Origin of the sequence: Lelliottia sp. 489, assembly GCF_050435885.1 — a bacterium.
Lineage (GTDB): Bacteria > Pseudomonadota > Gammaproteobacteria > Enterobacterales > Enterobacteriaceae > Enterobacter > Enterobacter nimipressuralis.
Genome location: NZ_JBNDLC010000002.1, coordinates 182,978 through 207,357, shown reverse-complemented (window position 1 = coordinate 207,357; position 24,380 = coordinate 182,978). Strand labels below are relative to the sequence as shown.

At 55.1% G+C, this 24,380-nt stretch carries 24 protein-coding genes, 5 tRNA genes and 1 other RNA gene; 19 read left to right on the top strand and 11 right to left on the bottom strand.

Translation table 11 applies throughout. The features are described 5' to 3' along the window. Nucleotides 1-3: 3 nt before the first annotated feature. From tolR to pnuC, 13 genes are all read left to right on the top strand, one after another. Nucleotides 4-432, top strand: coding sequence for a colicin uptake protein TolR (gene tolR, locus ABIE11_RS09035; RefSeq protein WP_100777166.1), 429 nt, complete (start codon nt 4-6; stop codon nt 430-432). Between the two features lie 28 nt (nt 433-460). After that, nucleotides 461-1,732, top strand: a complete 1,272-nt coding sequence (tolA, locus tag ABIE11_RS09030; RefSeq protein ID WP_102105252.1) for a cell envelope integrity protein TolA — start codon at nt 461-463, stop codon at nt 1,730-1,732. 129 nt (nt 1,733-1,861) lie between these two features. Beyond that, nucleotides 1,862-3,154 carry a Tol-Pal system beta propeller repeat protein TolB gene (gene tolB, locus ABIE11_RS09025; RefSeq protein ID WP_102105251.1) on the top strand — a complete coding sequence of 431 codons (1,293 nt, stop codon included), beginning with the start codon at nt 1,862-1,864 and terminating at the stop codon, nt 3,152-3,154. A 35-nt stretch (nt 3,155-3,189) separates the two neighbouring features. Then, nucleotides 3,190-3,711, top strand: a complete 522-nt coding sequence (pal, locus tag ABIE11_RS09020) for a peptidoglycan-associated lipoprotein Pal (RefSeq protein WP_003858578.1) — start codon at nt 3,190-3,192, stop codon at nt 3,709-3,711. 9 nt (nt 3,712-3,720) lie between these two features. Then, nucleotides 3,721-4,515: a cell division protein CpoB gene (cpoB, locus tag ABIE11_RS09015; protein ID WP_102105250.1), complete on the top strand. Its 795-nt coding sequence runs from the start codon at nt 3,721-3,723 to the stop codon at nt 4,513-4,515. Between the two features lie 162 nt (nt 4,516-4,677). Further along, nucleotides 4,678-4,753: transfer RNA gene (locus tag ABIE11_RS09010), tRNA-Lys, on the top strand. A 37-nt stretch (nt 4,754-4,790) separates the two neighbouring features. Continuing rightward, a tRNA-Val gene (locus tag ABIE11_RS09005) sits at nt 4,791-4,866 on the top strand. A 2-nt stretch (nt 4,867-4,868) separates the two neighbouring features. Next, a tRNA-Lys gene (locus tag ABIE11_RS09000) sits at nt 4,869-4,944 on the top strand. Nucleotides 4,945-4,973: 29 nt separating this feature from the next. Continuing rightward, nucleotides 4,974-5,049, top strand: a tRNA-Lys gene (locus ABIE11_RS08995). 30 nt (nt 5,050-5,079) lie between these two features. Continuing rightward, nucleotides 5,080-5,155, top strand: a tRNA-Lys gene (locus ABIE11_RS08990). A 31-nt stretch (nt 5,156-5,186) separates the two neighbouring features. Continuing rightward, nucleotides 5,187-5,311, top strand: a non-coding RNA gene (locus ABIE11_RS08985) — RtT sRNA. 163 nt (nt 5,312-5,474) lie between these two features. Continuing rightward, nucleotides 5,475-6,518: a quinolinate synthase NadA gene (gene nadA, locus ABIE11_RS08980; RefSeq protein WP_429184512.1), complete on the top strand. Its 1,044-nt coding sequence runs from the start codon at nt 5,475-5,477 to the stop codon at nt 6,516-6,518. A gap of 37 nt (nt 6,519-6,555) precedes the next feature. After that, entirely contained in the window at nt 6,556-7,275 is a 720-nt protein-coding gene (gene pnuC, locus ABIE11_RS08975) for a nicotinamide riboside transporter PnuC (protein ID WP_129035339.1), read from the top strand. Here the strand turns inward: pnuC and zitB are convergent. Next, the gene (gene zitB, locus ABIE11_RS08970; protein ID WP_107704016.1) at nt 7,272-8,210 is read right to left on the bottom strand and encodes a CDF family zinc transporter ZitB; all 939 of its coding nucleotides are present in this window, start codon (nt 8,208-8,210) and stop codon (nt 7,272-7,274) included. The genes pnuC and zitB overlap by 4 nt on opposite strands. Before the next feature lie 107 nt (nt 8,211-8,317). After that, on the bottom strand, nt 8,318-8,716 hold the full coding sequence (locus tag ABIE11_RS08965; protein ID WP_100777159.1) for a YbgS-like family protein: 399 nt from the start codon (nt 8,714-8,716) through the stop codon (nt 8,318-8,320). A gap of 317 nt (nt 8,717-9,033) precedes the next feature. Here ABIE11_RS08965 and aroG point away from each other — a divergent pair, with 317 nt between their 5' ends. After that, the gene (aroG, locus tag ABIE11_RS08960; protein WP_102105245.1) at nt 9,034-10,086 is read left to right on the top strand and encodes a 3-deoxy-7-phosphoheptulonate synthase AroG; all 1,053 of its coding nucleotides are present in this window, start codon (nt 9,034-9,036) and stop codon (nt 10,084-10,086) included. Nucleotides 10,087-10,149: 63 nt separating this feature from the next. Here aroG and gpmA read toward each other — a convergent pair whose 3' ends face one another. From gpmA to modE, 7 genes are all read right to left on the bottom strand, one after another. After that, nucleotides 10,150-10,902 carry a 2,3-diphosphoglycerate-dependent phosphoglycerate mutase gene (gene gpmA / locus ABIE11_RS08955; RefSeq protein WP_102105244.1) on the bottom strand — a complete coding sequence of 251 codons (753 nt, stop codon included), beginning with the start codon at nt 10,900-10,902 and terminating at the stop codon, nt 10,150-10,152. A 248-nt stretch (nt 10,903-11,150) separates the two neighbouring features. Next, on the bottom strand, nt 11,151-12,191 hold the full coding sequence (galM, locus tag ABIE11_RS08950) for a galactose-1-epimerase (protein WP_429184352.1): 1,041 nt from the start codon (nt 12,189-12,191) through the stop codon (nt 11,151-11,153). Further along, on the bottom strand, nt 12,185-13,333 hold the full coding sequence (gene galK / locus ABIE11_RS08945) for a galactokinase (RefSeq protein ID WP_429184351.1): 1,149 nt from the start codon (nt 13,331-13,333) through the stop codon (nt 12,185-12,187). The genes galM and galK overlap by 7 nt, the downstream gene beginning before the upstream one ends. Before the next feature lie 3 nt (nt 13,334-13,336). Beyond that, on the bottom strand, nt 13,337-14,383 hold the full coding sequence (gene galT, locus ABIE11_RS08940) for a galactose-1-phosphate uridylyltransferase (protein WP_100777154.1): 1,047 nt from the start codon (nt 14,381-14,383) through the stop codon (nt 13,337-13,339). Nucleotides 14,384-14,392: 9 nt separating this feature from the next. Beyond that, nucleotides 14,393-15,409, bottom strand: coding sequence for a UDP-glucose 4-epimerase GalE (galE, locus tag ABIE11_RS08935; protein ID WP_100777153.1), 1,017 nt, complete (start codon nt 15,407-15,409; stop codon nt 14,393-14,395). Between the two features lie 205 nt (nt 15,410-15,614). Next, nucleotides 15,615-17,087: a molybdate ABC transporter ATP-binding protein ModF gene (gene modF / locus ABIE11_RS08930; protein ID WP_429184350.1), complete on the bottom strand. Its 1,473-nt coding sequence runs from the start codon at nt 17,085-17,087 to the stop codon at nt 15,615-15,617. Between the two features lie 67 nt (nt 17,088-17,154). Continuing rightward, nucleotides 17,155-17,943, bottom strand: coding sequence for a molybdenum-dependent transcriptional regulator (modE, locus tag ABIE11_RS08925; protein ID WP_100777151.1), 789 nt, complete (start codon nt 17,941-17,943; stop codon nt 17,155-17,157). 128 nt (nt 17,944-18,071) lie between these two features. Between modE and ABIE11_RS08920 the strand changes: the two genes are divergently transcribed. The 4 genes from ABIE11_RS08920 (at nt 18,072) to modC (ending at nt 20,923) form a co-directional block, all read left to right on the top strand. Beyond that, on the top strand, nt 18,072-18,221 hold the full coding sequence (locus tag ABIE11_RS08920; protein ID WP_072241805.1) for an AcrZ family multidrug efflux pump-associated protein: 150 nt from the start codon (nt 18,072-18,074) through the stop codon (nt 18,219-18,221). A gap of 178 nt (nt 18,222-18,399) precedes the next feature. Further along, complete coding sequence (gene modA, locus ABIE11_RS08915) at nt 18,400-19,173, top strand: molybdate ABC transporter substrate-binding protein (RefSeq protein ID WP_429184349.1); 774 nt, start codon at nt 18,400-18,402, stop codon at nt 19,171-19,173. Further along, nucleotides 19,173-19,862 carry a molybdate ABC transporter permease subunit gene (gene modB, locus ABIE11_RS08910; RefSeq protein WP_100777149.1) on the top strand — a complete coding sequence of 230 codons (690 nt, stop codon included), beginning with the start codon at nt 19,173-19,175 and terminating at the stop codon, nt 19,860-19,862. Before modA ends, modB begins: the two co-directional genes overlap by 1 nt. A 2-nt stretch (nt 19,863-19,864) precedes the next feature. Further along, nucleotides 19,865-20,923, top strand: a complete 1,059-nt coding sequence (gene modC / locus ABIE11_RS08905) for a molybdenum ABC transporter ATP-binding protein ModC (RefSeq protein ID WP_100777148.1) — start codon at nt 19,865-19,867, stop codon at nt 20,921-20,923. Here modC and ABIE11_RS08900 read toward each other — a convergent pair whose 3' ends face one another. After that, nucleotides 20,924-21,742: a pyridoxal phosphatase gene (locus tag ABIE11_RS08900; protein WP_107704010.1), complete on the bottom strand. Its 819-nt coding sequence runs from the start codon at nt 21,740-21,742 to the stop codon at nt 20,924-20,926. A 141-nt stretch (nt 21,743-21,883) separates the two neighbouring features. Between ABIE11_RS08900 and pgl the strand changes: the two genes are divergently transcribed. Beyond that, nucleotides 21,884-22,879: a 6-phosphogluconolactonase gene (pgl, locus tag ABIE11_RS08895; RefSeq protein ID WP_312153041.1), complete on the top strand. Its 996-nt coding sequence runs from the start codon at nt 21,884-21,886 to the stop codon at nt 22,877-22,879. A gap of 59 nt (nt 22,880-22,938) precedes the next feature. Here pgl and ABIE11_RS08890 read toward each other — a convergent pair whose 3' ends face one another. Next, entirely contained in the window at nt 22,939-24,222 is a 1,284-nt protein-coding gene (locus ABIE11_RS08890) for a putative acyl-CoA thioester hydrolase (protein ID WP_107704009.1), read from the bottom strand. Nucleotides 24,223-24,380: the final 158 nt, after the last annotated feature.

Below are 24,380 nucleotides of genomic sequence, written 5' to 3'. Positions count from 1 at the left end.
ACCATGGCCAGAGCGCGTGGACGAAATCGTCGCGAACTTAAGTCCGAAATCAATATTGTACCGTTGCTGGACGTATTGTTGGTGCTGCTGCTGATCTTTATGGCGACAGCGCCAATCATCACCCAGAGCGTGGAAGTTGATCTGCCGGATGCGACAGAATCACAGGCGGTAAGCAGCAATGATGAACCACCGGTTATCATCGAGGTTTCCGGCGTGGGGCAATATAGCGTTGTGGTAGAGAAAGATCGCATGGATCAGCTGCCGCCTGAGCAGGTTATTGCTGAAGCGCAGCGTCGCCTGACGTCGAATCCGAAAACGGTCTTCTTAATCGGTGGCGCCAAAGATGTGCCTTACGATGAAATAATTAAAGCGCTGAACTTGCTACATAGCGCGGGTGTTAAGTCGGTAGGCTTGATGACGCAACCGATTTAATCCTCTGCACAGTTTTTGGGAACCGATAGTGTCAAAGGCAACCGAACAAAACGACAAGCTTAAGCGAGCGATTATCATCTCCGCTGTGCTGCATGTGATTCTCTTTGCAGCGCTGATCTGGAGTTCGTTCGATGAGCATATTGACGCGTCAGCCGGCGGCGGTGGAGGCTCTTCCATCGACGCCGTCATGGTGGACCCAGGCGCGGTAGTGCAAAACTATAATCGTCAGCAACAGCAGCAGGCGAGTGCAAAACGGGCAGAAGAGCAGCGTGATAAACAGGCGCAACAGCAAGCCGAGGAGCTGCGTGAAAAGCAGGCCGCGGAGCAGGAGCGTCTGAAGCAGCTCGAGAAAGAACGTTTGCAGGCCCAAGAAGCGGCGAAGGAGCAGGCAGAACAGCAGAAGCAGGCTGAAGCTGCGGCCCAGAAAGCACAAGAGCAGCAAAAGCAGGCAGAAGAAGCGGCAGCCAAATCCGCTGCGGATGCCAAAGCAAAAGCAGACGCTCAGGCAAAACAAGCTGCTGACGCAGCGAAGAAAGCCGCTGCTGATGCTCAAAAAGTCGCAGAAGCGGAAGCCGCGAAGAAGGCTGCCGCCGACGCACAGAAAAAAGCGGAAGCAGAAGCCGCCAAGAAAGCTGCTGCCGACGCACAGAAGAAAGCAGAAGCGGAAGCCGCGAAGAAAGCAGCCCAGGAAGCGGAGAAGAAAGCCGCTGCTGATGCTGCGAAGAAAGCGGCTGCAGCAGAGAAGGCCGCTGCTGAAAAAGCCGCCGCTGCTGAGAAGGCTGCGGCCGACAAAAAAGCCGCTGCCGCTGAAAAAGCTGCTGCAGATAAGAAAGCCGCTGCCGATAAAGCAGCAGCCGCCAAAGCCGCCGCAGCCAAAAAAGCGGCAGCAGAGAAAGCGTCGGCATCTGATGTTGACGACCTTTTCGGTGACCTGAGTTCAGGTAAGAATGCGCCGAAGTCGGGCGGTGGGGCGAAAGGAAACGGCCAGCCAGCTAAAGACAGCGGAACGAGTGGGGCGAATGGTGGTGCATCGGGTGCGGACATCAGTGCTTACGCCTCGCAAATCCGTACTGCTATTCAGAGCCGTTTATACGGCGCTGATCTGTACGCCGGTAAATCTTGCGTCTTGCATATCAAGCTTGCGCCAGATGGACTGCTACTGGACGTAACCCAGGAAGGGGGCGATCCAGCGTTATGTCAGGCTGCTTTGACGGCTGCCAAAACGGCCAAAATTCCTAAACCGCCTTCACAGGCTGTTTATGAGAAGGTAAAAGATGCCAAACTGGACTTCAAACTGTGATGTTTTCCCGCTCAAAGTGGGAAATACAGGCTAAGGTTTGATGCTGGGGACGGGTAGTTTTGTCTATTTGAGTTTGTTAACATTCTGCTAAATTATCGTGGGTAACGTTACCCAGATAAGGGAGATATAATGAAGCAGGCATTACGTGTAGCAGTAAGTTTCTTTATGCTGTGGGCAGCCGTGCTGCACGCAGAGGTACGCATCGAGATCACCCAAGGGGTTGACTCTGCGCGTCCAATTGGCGTTGTTCCGTTCCAGTGGGCTGGCCCTGGCGCTGCCCCTGAAGACGTTGGCGGCATTGTGGCGGCTGACTTGCGTAACAGCGGCAAATTCAATCCCTTAGATCGTTCTCGTTTGCCACAGCAGCCGGGTACCGCTCAGGAAGTTCAACCGGCAGCCTGGTCTGCGCTCGGTATTGATGCCGTGGTAGTGGGTCAAGTGACTCCAAATCCGGACGGTGGCTACACAGTGGCTTACCAGCTGGTTGATACTGGCGGCGCTCCAGGTACTGTTCTGGCGCAGAACTCGTATAAAGTGAACAAGCAGTGGCTTCGCTACGCGGGTCACACTGCGAGTGATGAAGTGTTCGAGAAGCTGACCGGTATTAAAGGTGCCTTCCGTACCCGTATCGCCTATGTGGTTCAGACCAACGGCGGCCAGTTCCCGTATGAACTGCGCGTCTCTGACTACGACGGCTACAACCAGTTCACCGTGCACCGTTCACCACAGCCGCTGATGTCTCCGGCCTGGTCTCCGGACGGTTCGAAACTCGCTTACGTGACCTTCGAAAGCGGTCGCTCTGCGCTGGTGATTCAGACTCTGTCCAACGGCGCTGTGCGTCAGGTTGCTTCGTTCCCGCGTCACAACGGTGCGCCAGCGTTCTCACCTGATGGGACTAAACTGGCATTTGCTCTGTCTAAAACAGGCAGCCTGAACCTGTACGTGATGGATATCGGCTCCGGCCAGATTCGCCAGGTCACAGATGGTCGCAGCAACAACACTGAACCTACCTGGTTCCCGGACAGCCAGAACCTGGCGTTCACGTCTGACCAGGCCGGTCGTCCTCAGGTGTACAAAGTCAATGTAAATGGCGGTGCACCGCAGCGCATCACCTGGGAAGGTTCACAGAACCAGGATTCAGATGTAAGCAGTGACGGTAAATTTATGGTAATGGTCAGCTCTGCTGGTGGCCAGCAGCACATTGCCAAACAAGATCTGGTAACGGGTGGCGTGCAAGTTCTGTCGTCAACGTTCCTGGATGAAACGCCGAGTCTGGCACCTAACGGCACGATGGTAATCTACAGCTCTTCTCAGGGGATGGGATCTGTGCTGAATCTGGTTTCTACAGATGGGCGTTTCAAAGCGCGTATTCCGGCAACTGATGGACAGGTAAAATCACCTGCCTGGTCGCCGTATCTGTAAATAATAATTAATTGATTACTAAAGGAATCATAGAAATGCAACTGAACAAAGTGCTGAAGGGGCTGATGATCGCTCTGCCTGTAATGGCAATCGCGGCGTGTTCTTCCAACAAGAATGCAAGCAACGACCAGAGCGGCGAAGGCATGATGGGTGCCGGCACTGGTATGGACGCTAACGGTAACGGCAATATGTCTTCTGAAGAGCAAGCGCGTCTTCAGATGCAGCAGCTGCAGCAGAACAACATTGTTTACTTCGATCTGGACAAGTATGACATCCGTTCTGACTTCGCTGCGATGCTGGATGCGCACGCAAACTTCCTGCGTAGCAACCCATCTTACAAAGTCACCGTAGAAGGTCATGCTGACGAACGTGGTACTCCTGAGTACAACATCTCCCTGGGTGAGCGTCGTGCGAACGCCGTTAAGATGTACCTGCAGGGTAAAGGCGTTTCTGCTGACCAGATCTCCATCGTTTCTTACGGTAAAGAAAAACCTGCAGTACTGGGTCATGACGAAGCGGCTTACTCCAAAAACCGTCGTGCCGTACTGGTTTACTAAGAGAATTGCATGAGCAGTAACTTCAGACATCAACTCTTGAGTCTGTCGTTACTGGTTGGAATAGCGGCCCCCTGGGCCGCTTTTGCTCAGGCACCAATCAGTAGTGTCGGCTCCGGCTCGGTCGAAGACCGTGTCACTCAACTCGAGCGTATTTCTAACGCTCACAGTCAGCTTTTAACCCAACTCCAGCAGCAGCTCTCTGATAACCAAAACGATATTGATTCTCTCCGTGGTCAGATCCAGGAAAGTCAGTATCAGTTGAATCAGGTTGTCGAGCGTCAGAAGCAGATCCTGTTGCAGATCGACGGCATGAGTAACGGCGGCGCTGCAGCGCAACCTGCGGCGGGCGATCAGAGCGGGGCGGCGACAGCCACTCCGGCACCGGCAGCAGATGCGTCAGCTTCGACAGGCGCGCCTGTACAGAGCGGTGACGCAAATACTGACTACAACGCAGCTATTGCCCTGGTGCAGGATAAATCGCGTCAGGACGATGCCATTGCGGCGTTTCAGAACTTCGTGAAAAAGTACCCTGACTCAACTTATCAGCCAAATGCGAATTATTGGCTTGGTCAGTTGAACTACAACAAGGGTAAAAAGGATGATGCGGCGTTTTATTTTGCCTCTGTGGTAAAAAATTACCCAAAATCGCCTAAAGCCCCTGATGCCATGTTTAAGGTCGGTGTCATCATGCAGGATAAAGGCGACAGCGCGAAAGCGAAGGCCGTTTATCAGCAGGTGGTCGCGAAGTACCCTGGCACCGAAGGTGCGAAACAAGCGCAAAAACGTCTTGGATCGATGGGTTGAGTGTCGCATGACCAGAAATCGCGTTATTTCTGGTCGTGCCGCCTGATTCGTAAGCAGTTAAGTGATCTTCGTCGAAATTTTTGTTGCGCTGAATTCTTAAATCAGTAATATATGCCGCCGTTGCCAAGGGATATCGAACAGCCCGAAAGCCGCGAAAAAAGTGGGTCGTTAGCTCAGTTGGTAGAGCAGTTGACTTTTAATCAATTGGTCGCAGGTTCGAATCCTGCACGACCCACCACTTAAGATTTTCCTGTAGTGCCCTGTAGTACGGCGTTGGGTGATTAGCTCAGTTGGTAGAGCACCTCCTTTACACGGAGGGGGTCGGCGGTTCGAGCCCGTCATCACCCACCATCGGGTCGTTAGCTCAGTTGGTAGAGCAGTTGACTTTTAATCAATTGGTCGCAGGTTCGAATCCTGCACGACCCACCAATACTACAAAATTCAGGCAACACCCGAATGGGTCGTTAGCTCAGTTGGTAGAGCAGTTGACTTTTAATCAATTGGTCGCAGGTTCGAATCCTGCACGACCCACCAGCCTGAATAAAAATTTGCATGTCCCGAAAGGGGTCGTTAGCTCAGTTGGTAGAGCAGTTGACTTTTAATCAATTGGTCGCAGGTTCGAATCCTGCACGACCCACCAATGTTGAAAGGCGCCCTAAAGGCGCCTTTTTGCTATGCGCGATTCGGCAGGATGAGAACCTGCTGCAGGTTCGAGTCGAACGCAGTGAGACACCGGAGCCGCCTGCGGCGACGGTCCGAAGGGCGAGCGAAACGAGTTATCCTGCACGACCCACCAGTGTAGAAAGGCGCCCTAAAGGCGCCTTTTTGCTATCCAAATATTGTGACTTTTTTCCTTCAACGCGCTATCTTGTTTAGTATACAAAACACAATTGTCGTATCTTTCGTTCATAACGCAAAAGAGAGACATTATTGTTAAGCCAGTAAAACGAGAAGCAATGATGAGCGTGATGTTTGATCCTGAAGCCGCAATTTATCCTTTCCCGCCTAAGCCCGTGCCTTTAAACCGGGACGAAAAACAGTTCTACCGTGAAAAAATAAAGCGCCTGCTGAAGGAGCGAGATGCGGTAATGGTCGCACATTACTACACCGATCCCGAAATCCAGCAGCTGGCCGAAGAGACCGGCGGTTGTATCTCCGATTCTCTTGAAATGGCCCGCTTTGGTGCTAAACATCCAGCCTCGACGCTGCTAGTGGCTGGCGTTCGCTTTATGGGCGAGACGGCAAAGATCCTCAGCCCGGAAAAAACCATTCTGATGCCTACGCTCAATGCGGAGTGTTCTCTGGATTTAGGCTGTCCGGTCGACGAATTCAGCGCATTTTGCGATGCCCATCCGGACAGAACCGTCGTTGTTTACGCCAACACCTCTGCCGCTGTCAAAGCGCGTGCAGACTGGGTGGTCACCTCCAGTATCGCCGTCGAACTCATTGAGCATCTGGATAGTCTCGGGCAGAAGATCATCTGGGCGCCGGATAAACATCTGGGTAACTACGTGCAGAAGCAAACTGGCGCGGATGTGTTGTGCTGGCAGGGTGCGTGTACTGTGCACGACGAATTTAAAACCCAGGCGCTGGCACGCATGAAAGACCTCTATCCTGACGCCGCGATCCTTGTCCACCCGGAGTCACCTCAGTCGGTAGTCGATATGGCTGATGCGGTGGGGTCCACCAGCCAGCTGATCAACGCCGCGAAAACGCTGCCGCAGCAGAAGCTGATCGTCGCCACCGATCGCGGTATCTTTTATAAGATGCAGCAGGCGGTTCCGGACAAAGAGCTGTTCGAAGCCCCAACAGCCGGAGAGGGCGCCACGTGCCGCAGCTGCGCGCATTGCCCGTGGATGGCGATGAATGGTCTTAAGGCGATTGCCGAAGGGCTGGAGTCAGGCGGAGCGGCACATGAGATCCATGTGGACGCTGCGTTGCGTGAGGGGGCGTTAATTCCTCTTAACCGTATGCTCGATTTTGCGGCTACACTACGCTCCTGAGATGAGATAACGCGTATCAGTACGCTCTGGGGAAAAGATGGATTTTTTTAGCACGCAGAATATCCTGGTTCATATACCAATCGGGGCGGGCGGCTACGACCTGTCATGGATTGAAGCCATTGGCACCCTGGCGGGGCTGCTCTGCATTTGGCTCGCAAGTCTGGAGAAGATCAGCAACTACGCCTTCGGCCTGATTAACGTCACGCTGTTTGCGATTATCTTTTTCCAGATCCAGCTCTATGCCAGCCTGCTGTTGCAGCTCTTTTTCTTCGCCGCGAATATCTACGGCTGGTATGCATGGTCGCGGCAAAACAGCGCTCAGGAAGCGGAGCTACAGATTCGCTGGCTACCTCTGCCAAAAGCCATCGCCTGGCTCGCGGCCTGTATCGTCGCCATTGGCCTGATGACGGTCTACATCAATCCGGTATTTGGATTCCTGACGCGCGTGGCAGTGTCGGTGATGTCCAGCCTGGGATTAAACGTCACTATGCCTGAACTGCAGCCCGATGCGTTCCCGTTCTGGGATTCCTGCATGATGGTGCTGTCGATCGCGGCGATGATTCTGATGACGCGTAAATACGTCGAGAACTGGCTGCTGTGGGTCATCATTAACGTGATAAGCGTGGTGATCTTCGCGTTGCAGGGCGTCTACGCCATGTCGCTGGAATATCTGCTCCTCACCTTCATCGCCCTGAACGGCAGCCGGATGTGGATTAACAGCGCGCGTCAGCGTGGCTCCCGCGCGCTGTCCAGTTAATGGTGGTGATGGTGTGAATGGTCGGGCTGCGTCTCATTGAGATGGCAGTCCGGCCCGCTACAGGTCTGATACTCCATCTGAATAGTGGCGTGCGAAATCTCGTAGTGATGCTCCAGGAAGTGCTGAATGCGGCCCAGAAGTGCGTCGTGGTCGTGCGGAGGGATCACCTGGACATGCAGGGTCATCACCGGTTTCTCGCCCACCAGCCAGACATGCACATGATGAACATCGCGCACTTCCGGAATATCCCGGCACAGCTTGCGCTTCAGCGCCGAAATATCCAGCGAAACGGGCGCACCCTCGAGCAGTTCGTTCACACTCTCGCGTAACAATCCCCATGCACTGCGCAGCACCAGACAGGAGACCAGCACCGACAAGATGGGGTCGATCGGTGTCCAGCCGGTGGAGATAATCACCAGTGCCGCCACAATCGCCCCGACCGAGCCCAGCAGATCGCCCAGCACGTGTAACGCGGCCGCACGGACGTTGAGGTTTTTCTCTGCGCTACCGCGATGCAAAATCCAGAAGGCGAGGACATTGGCCAGCAGCCCGGCCACGGCAATCACCATCATCGTCATTCCGGCGACAGGCTGCGGATCGCGGAAGCGCTGGAACGCCTCCCAGACAATCAAAATCGTGATCACCACCAGCGCAATGGCATTGACGAAAGCGGCGAGAGTCGTGAGACGCAGCCAGCCGAAGGTGTGGCGCGCGTTAGGTGGACGGCGGGAAAACTGCACGGCGATCAGCGCAAACAGCAGCGCAGCGGCATCCGTGAGCATATGGCCCGCATCCGCCAGTAATGCCAGAGAGCCAGAAATCAGCCCACCGATAACCTCGATAACCATAAACGTGGCTGTGACGCCGAAAGCCAGCATCAGACGTTTAGCGTTTTCGTCCCCTGGAGAGTGTGAATGCGAATGCGTGTGCGCCATGAACTCTGTCCTGATGAGTAATCATTCTAAGTGTAGATTTTTTAACATTTTGCACAAAAAAGAAAGGAGAGCCTTCGCTCTCCTTCATTTATCCGATCCGACTCGTATTACTGCGTTGTGCCATCGGTTTTAGTATCAACATCGTTATTGATCCCGTTGCCGGTTTCAACTTTCTTGTTGATGTCCGGACATTTCCCGTCTTTACACATCGAGTTTTTGTGAATTTCGTCCTTGGTCATCCCGTCATGGTTCATGGTGCCCGAGTCGGTCCCGTTCGGGTGCAGCATGGTACCGCCGCTGGTTCCGCTGCCCGTGTTGATATTACTGTTATCAACATTGTTTGGCGCCACGTTCTGTTTGGCGTCCGGCGCGACCTGGCCTGCTGCAGCCGCAGCGTTCGCCTGGCCATTATTATCGGAACCCGTAGAATCTGCTGCAAGCGCTGCGCCGCTCGCCATGGTCAGGGTTGCTGTCAGGAAAAGGGTTGCCAGTTTAGTCATTTTCATCATGCTGCTCCTGTTCTGGTCGTTATTTGCTGGATAACTTCTTCCAACAGTGCATCCGCGAAATCAATCGCTGAGTGGTCAAAGATTCCATTATCTGAACTTATGTCAGGATGGAATCACGTTTAAATGCATAAACAGAGTGGTTACATTTAAAAAGTTTAGGGCAGATCTCGTTATTCGCTACTTTGTCGCGTTTTTTAGGGTAATTCCAGGAATTATCCGTGCGAAGTGTAAAAGCCCGTTTACACTTCCAGGCTGACAAGTTAGATTGAAAGGATTGCATTCATTACTAAAAATATGTCAGAGCCGGAACGATCATGAATTATCAGAACGACGATTTACGCATTAAAGAGATCAATGAGTTATTACCCCCTGTAGCGCTCCTTGAAAAATTTCCCGCCACGCAAAACGCCGCCAATACGGTTTCTCATGCCCGCAAAGCGATTCATAAGATCCTGAAAGGCAATGACGATCGCCTGCTGGTGGTGATTGGCCCTTGTTCCATTCACGATCCTGCGGCGGCAAAAGAGTACGCTGCGCGCCTGCTCACCCTGCGTGAAGAGCTGCAAGGTGAGCTGGAAATCGTCATGCGCGTCTATTTTGAAAAACCACGCACCACGGTGGGCTGGAAAGGGCTGATTAACGATCCGCACATGGATAACAGCTTCCAGATCAACGACGGGCTGCGCATCGCGCGCAAACTGCTGCTGGAAATTAACGACAGCGGATTACCGGCCGCAGGCGAGTTCCTGGACATGATCACCCCGCAATATCTGGCCGACCTGATGAGCTGGGGCGCGATTGGTGCGCGTACCACGGAATCTCAGGTTCACCGCGAACTGGCGTCGGGTCTCTCGTGCCCGGTCGGTTTCAAAAACGGTACCGATGGCACCATGAAAGTGGCAATCGACGCCATCAACGCCGCCGGTGCGCCGCACTGTTTCCTGTCGGTCACCAAATGGGGCCACTCTGCTATCGTCAATACCAGCGGGAATGGCGACTGCCATATCATTCTGCGTGGCGGTAAAGAGCCTAACTACAGCGCAAAACACGTCGCAGAAGTGAAATCGGGCCTCGAAAAAGCGGGTCTGTCACCGAATGTGATGATCGATTTTAGCCATGCAAACTCCAGCAAGCAGTTCAAAAAGCAGATGGAAGTGGGCGCGGACGTTTGCCAGCAGCTGGCTAACGGCGAGAAAGCCGTGATCGGCGTGATGATTGAAAGCCACCTGGTGGAAGGAAATCAGAGCCTGGAGAGCGGCGAGCCGCTGGTTTACGGGAAGAGTGTCACTGACGCCTGCATCGGCTGGGAAGATACGGACGCGATCCTGCGCCAGCTGGCAAACGCGGTTAAAGCGCGTCGCGGTTAATCCTTCTTAACCCAATAAAAAAGCGTGGATTGCTCCACGCTTTTTTTTATATCTGGCGAATCATTACTTCGCTTTACCCTGGTTTGCTACCGCCGCGGCTTTCGCTGCGATTTCGTCAGCGTTACCCAGATAGTAACGTTTGATTGGGTTGAAGTTCTCATCGAACTCATACACCAGCGGTACGCCCGTTGGGATGTTCAGTTCAAGGATTTCGTCTTCGCCCATCTTATCCAGGTATTTCACCAGCGCACGCAGGGAGTTACCGTGAGCGGCAACGATGACGCGCTCACCGCTTTTAATGCGCGGCAGAATGGTGTCGTTCCAGTAAGGCACAACGCGATCGATGGTCAGCGCCAGGCTTTCAGTCTGTGGCAGCTCAGCATCAGTCAGTTTCGCGTAACGCGGATCGTGGCCCGGATAACGCTCATCATCTTTGGTCAGCTCTGGTGGGGTTACCGCAAAACCACGACGCCACTGCTTAACCTGCTCGTCACCGTATTTTTCAGCGGTTTCAGCTTTGTTCAGCCCTTGCAGCGCACCGTAATGACGCTCGTTCAGCTTCCAGGATTTCTCAACCGGCAGCCAGGCCTGGTCCAGTTCGTCCAGCACGTTCCACAGAGTGTGGATGGCACGTTTCAGCACAGAGGTATAAGCAAAATCGAAGCTGAAGCCTTCATCTTTCAACAGTTTACCTGCAGCTTTTGCTTCGCTTACGCCTTTCTCAGACAGATCAACATCATACCAACCGGTGAAGCGGTTTTCGTTGTTCCACTGGCTTTCGCCGTGGCGCACCAGGACCAGCTTAGTTACAGCCATATTGCACTCCTTAAGCTTATTGAATGATAACAATTCTCATTATATTGCCGTGATCGCTCAGGCGGCAACGCTTAACCCTAACCATAGCGAAAATAGTGGCCCAGTGTAAGATGCTTGTGAATTGAGGGTTATGATTTTGTCCGCGATCGACGCTATTTTCAGCAAGACGGACAAAAAAAGCCCTCAGCATGAGGGCCTGGCGGGATGTCGTTCGGGTGGCCGGGGAAACAACACGCCACCCGACGTCATTAGCGGGCGATAAACTGATAAACGGTCTCGCTCACATATTCCAGGCCCGGACGCAGAATGCAGTCAGGCTGTGGCCACTCGGCATGGTTAGGGCTGTCCGGCAGAAACTCACTTTCAAGCGCCATCCCCTGCCAGTCTTGATAATCACCCTGTTCGCGCGCAGGCGTACCGCCGAGGTAGTTCCCGGAATAGAATTGCAGGGCGGGAGCGCTGGTATACACCGTCATCTGCAGCTTCTCATCGGCAGACCACACCTGAGCGGCAGGTTGGGTAGCATCTCCCTTCGCCTGCAGCAGGAATGCGTGGTCATAGCCTTTCACGTTGCGCTGATGGTCGTCGCTCAGGAAATCCGTTGCGACGGTTTTCGCGCTGCGGAAATCAAAGCTGGTGCCCTCTACGGACTTCAGTCCTTCAAGAGGAATTCCCATCGCATCGACCGGTAAATACGTATCGGCCAGGATCTGCAATTTGTGATTGCGCACATCCGTCTGATCGCCGTCGAGATTGAAATAGGCGTGGTTGGTCAAATTGACCGGACAAGGCTGGTCGACCGTCGCACGGTATTCAATACTGATACGGTTATCGTCCGTCAGGCGGAAGAGGGCAGAGGCAGAAAGATTGCCGGGGAAGCCCTGATCGCCGTCGGCGGATTCCAGCGCAAACAGCACTTCGCTGTCATTCTGCTGCACGATACGCCAGCGGCGTTTATCAAAACCTTCCATGCCGCCGTGGAGCTGATTCTCGCCCTGGCTTGGCACTAAGGAATAGGTTTTACCGTCCAGATCGAAGCGGCTTTTGGCGATACGGTTAGCGTAGCGTCCGACAGAGGCGCCCAGGTAAGCCGCCTGGTTGACGTACTGTTCCGGCGATGCGCAGCCGAGCAGGGTCTCGCGCACGCTGCCGTCTGGCATGGGTACGCGGGCAGAGAGTAGCGTTGCGCCCCAGTCCATCACCGTCACCACCATTCCTCCGCTGTTACGCAGGGTCAACAGGCGATACGGCAGACCGTCAGGGGCGAGGGTTGGCGTTTCGTTTAGCACTGTCCAGCTCCTTGGGTTGCTTTGCAGACATAGAAGGTCTCTTTAATACCGGTTTTGGCTTCATACTGTTTCGCCACGGCATCCTGAACGGCGGGAACCAGCTCTTCCGGAATCAGCGCCACAATGCAGCCACCAAAACCGCCGCCGGTCATACGCACACCGCCTTTCTCGCCGATGATCGCTTTCACAATCTCAACCAGCGTATCAATTTGCGGAACCGTGATCTCGAAATCATCGCACATGGAGGCGTGGGATTCCGCCATCAGTTCGCCGATGCGTTTCAGATCGCCTTTCTCCAGCGCAGAAGCTGCTTCCACGGTACGGGCGTTTTCGGTCAGAACGTGACGCACGCGTTTGGCGACGACCGGGTCCAGCTCATGCGCCACTTTATTGAATTCGTTTAACGAAACATCGCGTAGTTTAGGCTGCTGGAAGAAGCGCGCGCCGGTTTCACACTGCTCACGGCGGGTGTTGTACTCACTGCCGACCAGCGTGCGTTTGAAATTACTGTTGATAATAACCACCGCCGCGCCTTTCGGCAGGGAGACGGCTTTGGTGCCCAGCGTGCGGCAATCAATCAGCAGTGCATGCTCTTTTTTACCAAGCGCAGAAATCAGCTGGTCCATAATCCCGCAGTTACAGCCGACGAACTGGTTCTCCGCTTCCTGGCCGTTGAGGGCGATTTGCGCCCCGTCCAGCGGCAGATGATAAAGCTGCTGGAATACGGTGCCGACCGCCACTTCCAGAGAGGCAGAAGAACTCAGGCCTGCACCTTGCGGAACATTACCGGTGATAACCAGATCCGCACCGCCGAAGTTTTTATTGCGCTTTTGCAGGTGTTTAACCACCCCGCGCACGTAGTTTGACCACTGCTGGGTATCGTGAGCCACAATCGGCGCATCAAGGGAAAACTCGTCGATCTGATTGTCGTAATCGGCGGCAATCACCCGCACGGTGCGGTCGTCGCGTTTGGCGCAGCTGATGACGGTCTGATAATCGATCGCACAAGGCAGAACGAAACCATCGTTATAGTCGGTGTGCTCACCAATCAGATTAACGCGGCCAGGAGCCTGTATCGCGTGGGTGGCAGGGTAGCCGAATTTTTCAGCAAACAGGGATTGTGTTTTATCTTTCAGACTCATTTATTAGACTCCTGATTCGCGGTAGTGGACATCGCTGACGGCGCGCAGACGTTCTGCCGCCTGTTCTGCCGTCAGATCGCGCTGGGTTTCTGCCAGCATCTCATAGCCCACCATAAATTTACGCACCGTTGCGGAACGCAGTAGCGGCGGATAAAAATGGGCGTGTAACTGCCAGTGCTGATTCTCTTCGCCATTAAACGGCGCGCCGTGCCAGCCCATAGAATAGGGGAAAGAGCACTGGAACAAATTGTCATAGCGACTGGTCAGTTTTTTCAGCGCCAGGGCCAGATCGTCACGCTCGGCATCGCTCAAATCGGTAATGCGCAGGACATGGGCTTTTGGCAGCAGCAGCGTCTCGAACGGCCACGCCGCCCAGTACGGCACTACGGCGAGCCAGTGTTCGGTTTCAACGACCGTACGGCTGCCGTCAGCCATCTCGCGCTGAACGTAATCCGCCAGCAGCGCTGACTGGTTTTCGTCGTAATAAGCTTTTTGCAGACGATCTTCGCGCTCAACTTCATTTGGCAGGAAGCTGTTCGCCCACACCTGGCCATGTGGATGCGGGTTAGAGCAGCCCATCGCCGCCCCTTTGTTTTCAAAAACCTGCACCCACGGATAATCCTGTCCCAGCTCGGCGGTCTGCTGTTGCCAGGTGTTGATCACGTCGGTGAGGGCGCCCAGGCTCAGCTCCGGCAGCGTTTTGCTGTGGTCCGGCGAGAAGCAGATCACCCGGCTGGTGCCGCGCGCGCTTTCGCAACGCATCAGCGGATCGTCACTTTCCGGGGCATCCGGCGTGTCGGTCATCAGGGCGGCAAAATCGTTGGTAAATACATACGTGCTCTGATAATCCGGATTTTTATCGCCGGTGACGCGGGTATTCCCCGGACACAGGAAGCAGTCCGGGTCATGCTGAGGCAACGTCTGTTTCGCCGGCGTCTCTTGCGCGCCTTGCCATGGGCGCTTCGCACGATGCGGAGAGACCAAAATCCATTGCCCGGTTAACGGGTTATAACGCCGATGCGGATGATCGACGGGGTTGAATTGCGTCATGTCGGATCCTTAATCCGGATAGCCCTGGGGATGGCGTGACTGCCAGTGCCAGGTATCCTGTGCCATTTCATCCAGTGTGCGCGTGACACGCCAGTTCAGCTCTTTGTCGGCTTTAGAGGCATCTGCCCAGTACGCGGGAAGATCGCCATCGCGGCGTGGCGCGAAGTGATACGCCACCGGTTTGCCGCAGGCTTTGCTAAAGGCGTTAACCACGTCCAGCACGCTGCTGCCCACGCCAGCACCGAGGTTGTAAATATGCACGCCAGGTTTATTCGCCAACTGCTGCATCGCCGCCACGTGACCATCGGCCAGATCCATGACGTGAATGTAGTCGCGCACCCCGGTGCCATCTTCGGTTGGGTAGTCGTTGCCAAATATTGCCAGCGAGTCGCGGCGGCCCACGGCCACCTGCGCGATGTAGGGCATCAGGTTATTCGGGATGCCCTGCGGATCTTCGCCCATATCGCCTGACGGATGTGCGCCAACCGGGTTGAAATAACGCAGCAGAGCGATGCTCCAGTCCGGCTGTGCTTTTTGCAGATCGGCCAGAATCTGTTCCACCATCAGCTTGCTTTTGCCGTACGGGCTTTGCGGCGTGCCGGTTGGGAAGCTCTCGACGTAAGGAATTTTAGGCTGGTCGCCGTAGACGGTGGCCGATGAGCTGAAGATGAAGTTTTTCACGTTCGCGGCGCGCATGGCGGAGATCAGGCGCAGGGTACCGTTCACGTTGTTATCGTAGTATTCGAGAGGCTTAGCGACGGATTCGCCGACCGCTTTCAGGCCCGCAAAGTGAATCACCGTATCAATGGCGTGGTCGTGAAGGATTTCGGTCATCAGCGCTTCGTTGCGGATATCGCCTTCCACAAACGTGGGCTGTTTTCCGCCGAGGCGCTCAATGACGGGCAGCACGCTGCGCTTACTGTTGCACAGGTTGTCGAGGATGATGACATCATGGCCATTTTGCAGCAGTTGCACACAGGTATGACTTCCAATGTAACCGCTACCACCCGTTACCAGAACTCGCATATTTCGCTCCATTAGGCTTATGGTATGTAATAACCATAGCATAACAGAGACGTGAAAAGTGTGACATGGGATAAAATAGTGGAATCGGTTACACTGAATCACGCACGCGAATTTGTAATGAGATGGCCCATTATAAATCAAAGAGATAACAATGTATTACTGCAGGTTGTCTGAAAAAGAGGGGCACGCCCCTCTGAGAGAACGATCAGCGAATGCGGCTTAACTCATAGCGATACTGCTCGCCGTGAGGAACAAACTCCAGCCGGTGGGTGATACAGGATGGCGCATCTTCCGCATGGTGGGAAACGAACAGCAGTTGTGTTTCGCCTTCGCTGATTAAAACGTCCACAAAGCGGCGTATCAGCTGGCGATTAAGCGGGTCGAGACCCTGCAGCGGTTCATCCAGAATCAGCACCGTAGGGTGCTTCACCAGCGCGCGGACGATCAGCGCCAGCCGCTGCTGTCCCCACGATAAACTGTGAAACGGCGCATCCGCCACGCGTTTATCCATCCCCAGAATCTCCAGCCACTCCTGCGCCAGCTTGTGCTGTTTGTCAGAAACCGCCTGATAGATGCCAATGGAGTCGAAATATCCCGACAAAATCACGTTTCGCACCGTGGTGCTGACGCGGTAATCGAGGTGCAGGCTGCTGCTGACGTAGCCGATGTGTTTTTTGATATCCCAGATGGTTTCACCGCTGCCGCGACGACGGCCAAACAGCGTCAGATCGTTACTGTAACCCTGGGGATGATCGCCGGTAATCAGGCTCAGCAGCGTGGATTTCCCCGCGCCGTTGGGGCCGGTGATCTGCCAGTGCTCGCCGGGGTTCACCGTCCAGCTCAGCCGATCAAGGATCGGGCGATCGTTATAAGAGACAGTACCGTTTTTCAGCTCGATGCGCGGCTGGTGGTTGTCCAGCAAATGCCGCGCCGAAGGGGCGTCTGGCTCGGGGAGTGCAATGCCGTCGAGTTTTTCGCTGTGTGCCAGCTGGGCGATCAGGGCCTGCTGAAGCAGCGCCTCTTTTTCGCCGGTTTCCGTCAGACAACAATCCGCCAGCACGCCCGCGTACTGCACAAAATCAGGGATCTCATCGAAACGGTTCAGAACCAGCACGAGGGTATAGCCCTGCTGATTCAGCGTCGCGAGCAGGGAGGCCAGCTGTGCGCGGGATTGCACATCCAGCCCGTCGAACGGCTCGTCGAGGATCAACAGATCCGGCTCGTTCATCAGCGCCTGACAAAGCAAAGTTTTGCGCGTTTCCCCCGTCGAGAGGTACTTAAAGCGTCGCTCCAGCAGGCCAGTAATGCCGAAAAGTTCGGCCAGCTGCTGGCAGCGAGCAGCGTCTTTTCTTTCGTCCTGGATAATTTCTGCGGTGGTACGGCCCGTATCCTCTTCGCCTGGGCTGAGCAGATCGGTGTTATTGCGCTGCCACTCGTCGCTGACCAGTTTTTGCAGCTGTTCGAAGGAGAGGCGCGTGATGCGGGTAAAACTGCACTGACGTTCGCCCTTAAGCAGGGTGAGCTCACCCGCCAGCGCGCGAGCCAGCGCGGACTTGCCGCTGCCGTTGGTGCCGACAAACGCCCAGCTTTCGCCGGCGCGCAAGTTGAGTTCGGGCAGTGAGAGGGTTCGTGTGTCGCTAAGACGAAACGTGCCTTGCGAAATTTGCAATGATGACATGACTTATCCCATTTTTTGCAGCAATATGCATCAGGGATACTCACTGGCGGCAGGTTTGTCAACGCACTTAGCACAACGTGGCGATAATCACCCGGTCAGCATTAAAATATGCGGTGACGTCAGCGCCTTCCGATAAATCTTCTGCTTCGGCCAGCGGGACCGTGGCGCACAGCACTTGCCCGTCGGGCAGGGTCATAAGCACTTCGCTCTGTTCGTCGCCGCGCGCAATGTGGCTGATCTTTCCGTGCAACTGGTTATCGGCGTCTTGGGCCTGCTTTTCATCCAGGGTGATATTCACCCATGGCGCTTTCAGCAACACCAGCACCTCTTTGCCTTCGTCCAGCCCCAGCCGTTCGCCGCTCTGCGCGGTAATCGCCACTTTGAGCCGCGTCGTGCCGTCGGCCAGCAGAATATCCACGTGCTGCTGAACCTGGTCGCGATCGCGTGCGGTCACGGTGCCAAACCACTGGTTTCGCGCGCTGGTTTGCAGGGAGAAGCGGGAGATGGCGGCCAACAGGCTGTCGAGGGGTAACGCGTCGTCGTCGCTCAGTACATCGAAGGCTTTTTGCTGGATCTGCGCCAGCAGATCGTAGAGCTGAATCAGGCGCTGGCCGTAGCGGGTTAGCATCGCGCCGCCGCCGCCTTTGCCACCGGTCGCCCGATCCACCAGCGTCTGTTCGCTCAGGCTGTTCATCTCATTGATGGCGTCCCAGGCACTTTTGTAGCTAATGCCCGCATTCTTTGCGCCCTGGCTAATTGAACCGGTTTGTTCTATCTGTTTAAGCAGGGCAATACGTCGCGGATCGGCGAAAAGCTTCTGCTGAAGTCGAAGGGTAAGGAGAATTTCGGCCTGCATAGACGGTGTCCTGGCAAAAAGCGTATTGTGACCCAATTGCCCGACAGCGCAAAGCCTACCGCACAAAAGGGGATGTTTTTCTGACTTTTCAGGTTAGAATACGCCATTCACAGTGTCTGGAGAAAACCATGTTAGAGTTGTTGAAAAGTCTGGTATTCGCCGTGATCATGGTACCCGTAGTGATGGCCATCATCCTCGGCGCCATCTACGGCCTGGGTGAAGTGTTCAACGTCTTTTCGAACATCGGTCATAAAGACCAGCCTAAAAAGCAGCATTAATTCCTCCCAAAACGCCCGGTCAGTCCGGGCGTTTTGCTCTCAAGTTTCCGCCTCTCCCGCCGATAGTAGTTTCAGAATCAGCTTTGTTTACCCCTTAAACGGTACGATTTAACGCTAGGTTATCCCTGCAGTTATCGTTATATTTGTCTGTATATAACGACACTCACAGGAGCTACAAATGGCACGTACATGGTTACGCCTTTTCGCAGGGGCAACACTGACACTTACCGTCGCCGGGCAGGTACTGGCTGACGAAGGGAAAATCACGGTCTTTGCGGCGGCGTCGCTGACCAACGCGATGCAGGACATTGCGGCGCAGTATAAAAAAGAGAAAAACGTCGATGTGGTTTCGTCGTTCGCCTCGTCTTCTACTCTGGCTCGCCAGATCGAAGCCGGTGCGCCTGCGGATCTGTTTATTTCTGCCGATCAGAAATGGATGGATTACGCGGTGGAGAAAAAATCGATCGATACGGCCACCCGCGAAACCCTGCTGGGTAACAGCCTGGTGGTGGTCGCGCCAAAGGCCAGCGCGCAGGGGGAGTTCACCATCAACAAAGAGACTAACTGGACCAGCCTGCTGAAAGACGGGCGTCTGGCGGTGGGCGATTCGGACCACGTTCCGGCAGGCATCTACGCGAAAGAAGCGCTGCAAAAACTGGGTGCGTGGGCTACATTATCGCCGAAACTGGCTCCGGCTGAAGATGTGCGCGGCGCCCTGGCGCTGGTGGAGCGCAACGAAGCGCCGCTGGGGATTGTCTACGGTTCCGATGCGGTTGCCGGTAAAGGTGTGAAAGTGGTTGGGACCTTCCCGGAAGATTCGCACAAGAAAGTGGAATACCCGATCGCCATTGTTGATGGACATAAAAATGCGACGGTCAGCGCCTTTTACGACTATCTGAAAGGGCCTGAAGCGTCTGCCATCTTTAAACGTTACGGATTTACGACTCACTAATGATATTGACCGATCCTGAATGGCAGGCCGTGCTGCTGAGCCTTAAAGTCTCTTCCCTGGCAGTTGCCTTTAGTTTGCCCTTTGGGATCTTTTTTGCCTGGCTGCTGGTTCGCTGCCAGTTTCCGGGCAAAGCCCTGCTCGACAGTGTGCTTCATCTCCCTCTCGTGTTGCCGCCGGTGGTGGTCGGGTATTTATTGCTGATCGCGATGGGGCGACGCGGTTTTATCGGCCAGTGGCTGTATGACTGGTTCGGCCTGACGTTTGCTTTTAGCTGGCGCGGCGCGGTTCTGGCGGCGGCAGTGATGTCTTTCCCACTGATGGTGCGCGCGATACGCCTGGCGCTGGAAGGGGTGGACATCAAGCTGGAGCAGGCGGCGCGCACTCTCGGTGCCGGGCGCTGGCGGGTGTTTTTCACCATTACGCTGCCCCTTACGTTGCCGGGAATTATCGTCGGTACGGTACTGGCGTTTGCCCGTTCTCTGGGTGAATTCGGCGCGACCATTACTTTTGTTTCAAACATCCCCGGCGAAACGCGGACCATTCCGTCGGCGATGTACACCCTGATTCAAACGCCGGGCGGGGAAGGGGCTGCCGCACGGCTGTGCATTATCTCCATTGTGCTGGCGCTGGTGTCGCTGCTGATTTCTGAATGGCTGGCGCGTCTGAGCCGCGAGCGGATGGGGAAATAATCATGCTGGAACTCAACTTTACTCAAACGCTCGGCAACCACTGTCTGGTGCTCAACGAAACGCTGCCCGCCAGCGGAATTACCGCCGTCTTTGGCGTTTCGGGCGCGGGAAAAACCTCGCTGATTAATGCCATCAGCGGGCTGACGCGCCCGCAAACCGGGCGGATCGCGCTGAACAATCGCGTGCTTCACGACGCGGAAAATAAGATTTACCTGGCCCCTGAAAAACGGCGCATCGGCTATGTTTTCCAGGACGCGCGCCTGTTTCCGCACTATAAAGTGCGCGGCAATCTGCGCTACGGCATGGCGAAAAGCATGGCCGGTCAGTTTGATAATCTGGTCACGTTGCTGGGCATTGAATCGCTGCTGGACCGGCTCCCGTCGTCGCTCTCCGGCGGTGAAAAACAGCGTGTGGCGATTGGCCGCGCGCTGTTAACCGCACCGGAACTCCTGCTGCTGGATGAGCCGCTGGCGTCGCTCGATCTGCCGCGTAAGCGCGAGTTATTGCCTTATCTGCAACGCCTGGCGCGGGAAATTAACATACCGATGCTCTATGTCAGCCACTCGCTGGACGAGATTCTGCATCTGGCGGACAACGTGCTGGTGCTGGAAAACGGCAGTGTGAAGGCCTTTGGACCGCTAGAAGAGGTGTGGGGCAGCAGCGTGATGTATCCGTGGCTGCCGAAAGAGCAGCAGAGCAGCATCCTGAAGGTCAGCGTGCTGGAGCACCATCCGCACTACGCCATGACGGCGCTGGCGCTGGGCGATCAGCATCTGTGGGTCAATAAGATCGACAAGCCGCTGCAATCCGCGCTGCGTATACGCATTCAGGCGTCGGATGTTTCTCTGGTACTTCAGCCGCCGTTGCAAACCAGTATTCGTAATATTTTGCGCGCGAAAGTGGCCCAGTGTGTGGACGATAACGGCCAGGTGGAAGTGCAGCTGGAAGTGGGCAGCAGAAAGCTATGGGCGCGCATCAGCCCGTGGGCCAGGGATGAGCTTGGCATCAAACCTGGCCTGTGGCTTTACGCGCAGATCAAGAGTGTCTCGATCACCGCCTGATCACAGCAGATGGGTGTAAATGTACTGCGCGATGCTGTCGGTGGTGTTGTCGCCAATGACCACGTTGGCGCGCGCTTTCACGGCATCGTCGGCATTGCCCATCGCCACGCCAGTGCCGGCAGCCTCCAGCATGCTGATGTCATTGTAGTTATCCCCGAAAGCGATCACGTCTTTCATCGACCCGCCCTGAGATTCAACAAACTGCGTCAGGCGTTTGCCTTTGCTGTTGCCTTTACGCGCGATATCCACCTGATCGTGCCAGGACCATTCGCACTCCAGCCCCAGCGTCTGCTCAACATGTTTCGCGAATGCGTTCAGCTTGTTCGTATCTTCGTCCGTCAGGGCAAACTTCCAGATAGCATCGACGTCGGCAGCCGCCTGGCGTAGAGATGACACCTGCGTAAAGACCGGACGCTGGGCCTCGGGCAGTGACAGCGCCCAGTTGCTGGTACGGATGACATGCCCGGTTGGGCGCTCATAGACCATGGCGTTATCCACGTACATCAGGCCGTGAATGGCGTGCTCATCCAGCAGATCAATCAGTTGTAACGCCTCAGTCACCGGCAGCGGATCGGACTCAAGAACCTTTTTTGCATGATAATCATACAAATAAGTGCCATTACAACAAATTGCAGGTGTATCTAACGCCAGTGCCTGATAAAAAGGATGAATGGCAACGTGATGTCGACCGGTAACAATCAGGAGTTGATATCCCGCTTCCTGAGCACGTTTCAGTGCTTCGAGCGAAGAGGGGAGCAGGGTTTTTTGCGGGGTTAACAGCGTACCGTCTAAATCCAGAGCAATCACACGCGAGGTCATTTGTTCTTCCGGGTTAATGTTGAATTATGGTCTTAGGGGATGGTACACCGAGAGGCGTGACCCACAAAATGCCAGGCTAAAATTCAGCATTCACCGTTAAAAAGTTAATCACTTTCACGCGCAGTGAGGAGAGGAGTATTCATGAAACAAACCGTTTATACCGCCAGTCCTGAGAGCCAGCAGATCCACGTCTGGCGTTTGAATGCGGAAGGCTCGCTCACGCTGGTGCAGGTTGTTGATGTGCCGGGACAGGTGCAACCGATGGTTGTCAGCCCGGATAAACGTTTTCTGTACGTAGGCGTGCGTCCTGAGTTTCGCGTGCTGGCCTACCGCATTGCACCGGACGATGGTGCCCTGACCTATACCGCCGAAGCGCCGCTCCCGGGCAGCCCGACGCACATCTCGACCGATCGCAAAGGCCAGTTCATCTTCAGCGGTTCTTACAATGCGGGCTGCGTGAGCGTCACGCGTCTGGAAGATGGCCTGCCGCGCGACACCGTGGAAGTGGTTGAAGGGCTGGAAGGTTGCCACTCGGCCAATATCTCTCCGGACAACCGCACGCTGTGGGTTCCGGCGCTGAAACAGGATCGAATCTGCCTGTTTACCTTGAGCGACGACGGCCATCTGGCTGCGCAGACCCCGGCGGAAATCACCACCGTTGAGGGCGCAGGCCCGCGCCACATGGTGTTCCACCCGAATCAGCAGTACGCCTATGTGGTGAATGAGCTAAACAGCTCTGTAGACGTGTGGGCACTGAACGATCCGAACGGCAAGATTGAACGCGTTCAGACCCTGGACATGATGCCGTCAGACTTTACTGACACCCGCTGGGCGGCGGATATTCACATCACCCCGGATGGTCGTCATCTGTACGCCTGCGACCGTACTTCAAGCCTGATTACCATTTTCAGTGTCTCTGAAGATGGCAGCGTGCTGGCAATCGAAGGCTTCCAGCCAACCGAAACCCAGCCGCGCGGCTTTAATATTGATAACAGCGGTAAATTTCTGGTGGCGGCGGGGCAGAAATCCCACCACATCGCGCTGTATGAAATCAAAGGCGAGCAGGGCCTGCTGGAAGAGAAAGGCCGCTATGCCGTAGGCCAGGGCCCAATGTGGGTGGTGGTAAACGCGCACTAAGCGGCGTGAAAACAAAAAACCTCGCATTTGCGAGGTTTTTTTATGCCCGGCGTTCGGGATTACTGCTTCGGCTCTGCAACCACTTTGCTGCCCAGACCGCGGTTGTTGTATTCCCACATGCGGTTGAAGTTAGCGTCGTTCAGGTTGCGCTGCACGTTTCCTTTATCATCCATCGCGCCGGTGTTACCAGAGTAAGGACGTTTGGAGATCGCCGCGTCGGCCCATGGTTTTGCCATGTTAAAGCCTTCGTTAATCACGCTGTCGCGGATCACGACCTGACCGTTGGTGGCAGAGTCGATGTCCAGCGAACGTCCCAGCTGCGCCACGCCGTCACCGGCTGCGGTAAAGCGGCTGTTCACGGCCAGGAAGCCGTAGAACATGTTGGACAGCGTTGCGGGTGCAAACACGTAACCTTCTTGCTGAGTACGGGAGTTCACCACGCGGAATTCGGTGTTATCAAACACCACTGCGCCGCGACCGGAAACGATATCCACATCACCTTCGATATAGCTGTTGGTCACCTGAGTACGGGTCAGACGGTTATTCTGCAGGGTGTTCTGCACACCGCTGTTGGTCACGAAGAAGGTGTTCTGACGACCCAGAATGTTCACGTTGTTGATCTGCACTTTGTCGCCGTCAGTACGCAGCGCCACAGCCTGATGGTTACCCGCATCCACGCTGTCACCCAGGGTGTTCTGAATGGTCAGGTTCTGCAGTTGCAGGCCGTTGTTCTGCGACCAGAACACCGCCGAGCACATCATGCCGATAGTGGCGCTCTGCTTGCTCTGGCAGCTGTCGAACATATACCACGCTGGTTTGCCCGGCATATATTTACCGGCCGGGTTCACCAGGTGACGCCAGGTGTTGCGGTCGATTTCAGAGTCGATCGCCAGACCGATTTTCACGTCAATCGCTTTATCACCGGTACCGTAAATCGTAATGCTGCCCGGTGCGGCGGGAACGTAGACCGTCCCTTCGTACTCGCCTGGCAGAATTGCGATGTACTGGCGTGATGCGCTGTGTTTCGTGATGGCAGCGTCAACGGCAGCCTGAATGCTGGTGTGCGTCACGCCCTGCGTGCCTGCCGGGCCAACCACGAAGTTAGGCTGCGCAGGAACGTTAATAGAAGAAGGCGTCCACGGTGCCGCGTTCGGGTCCATGGCAGTGTAATAATGTGCGGCGGTAAAGTTCTTCGCTTCGCCAGCAGACAGAATAGGGCGAGATGCCGTGCCTGGTGCGGCCTGCTCAGAGGGCAGTTGATCAGGTGGCGTTGAGCTGCACGCTGACAGTGTCACGCCAAAGGCGAGTGCCAACGCCAGACGAGAAATCCTGGAAATGTTCAAGGGAAAGCTCCTTGCTTCGCGAGTCTTAACGGGATGATCGAAATAGCCTGCTTTTTTATACTAAGTTGAGCGAAACGGGAAGATGAAATACGAAAAAGTTGCATATTTCACCCGCGCCCGGCGGGGAAGTCGTCACAAATAAATAACAATTTCCGTAA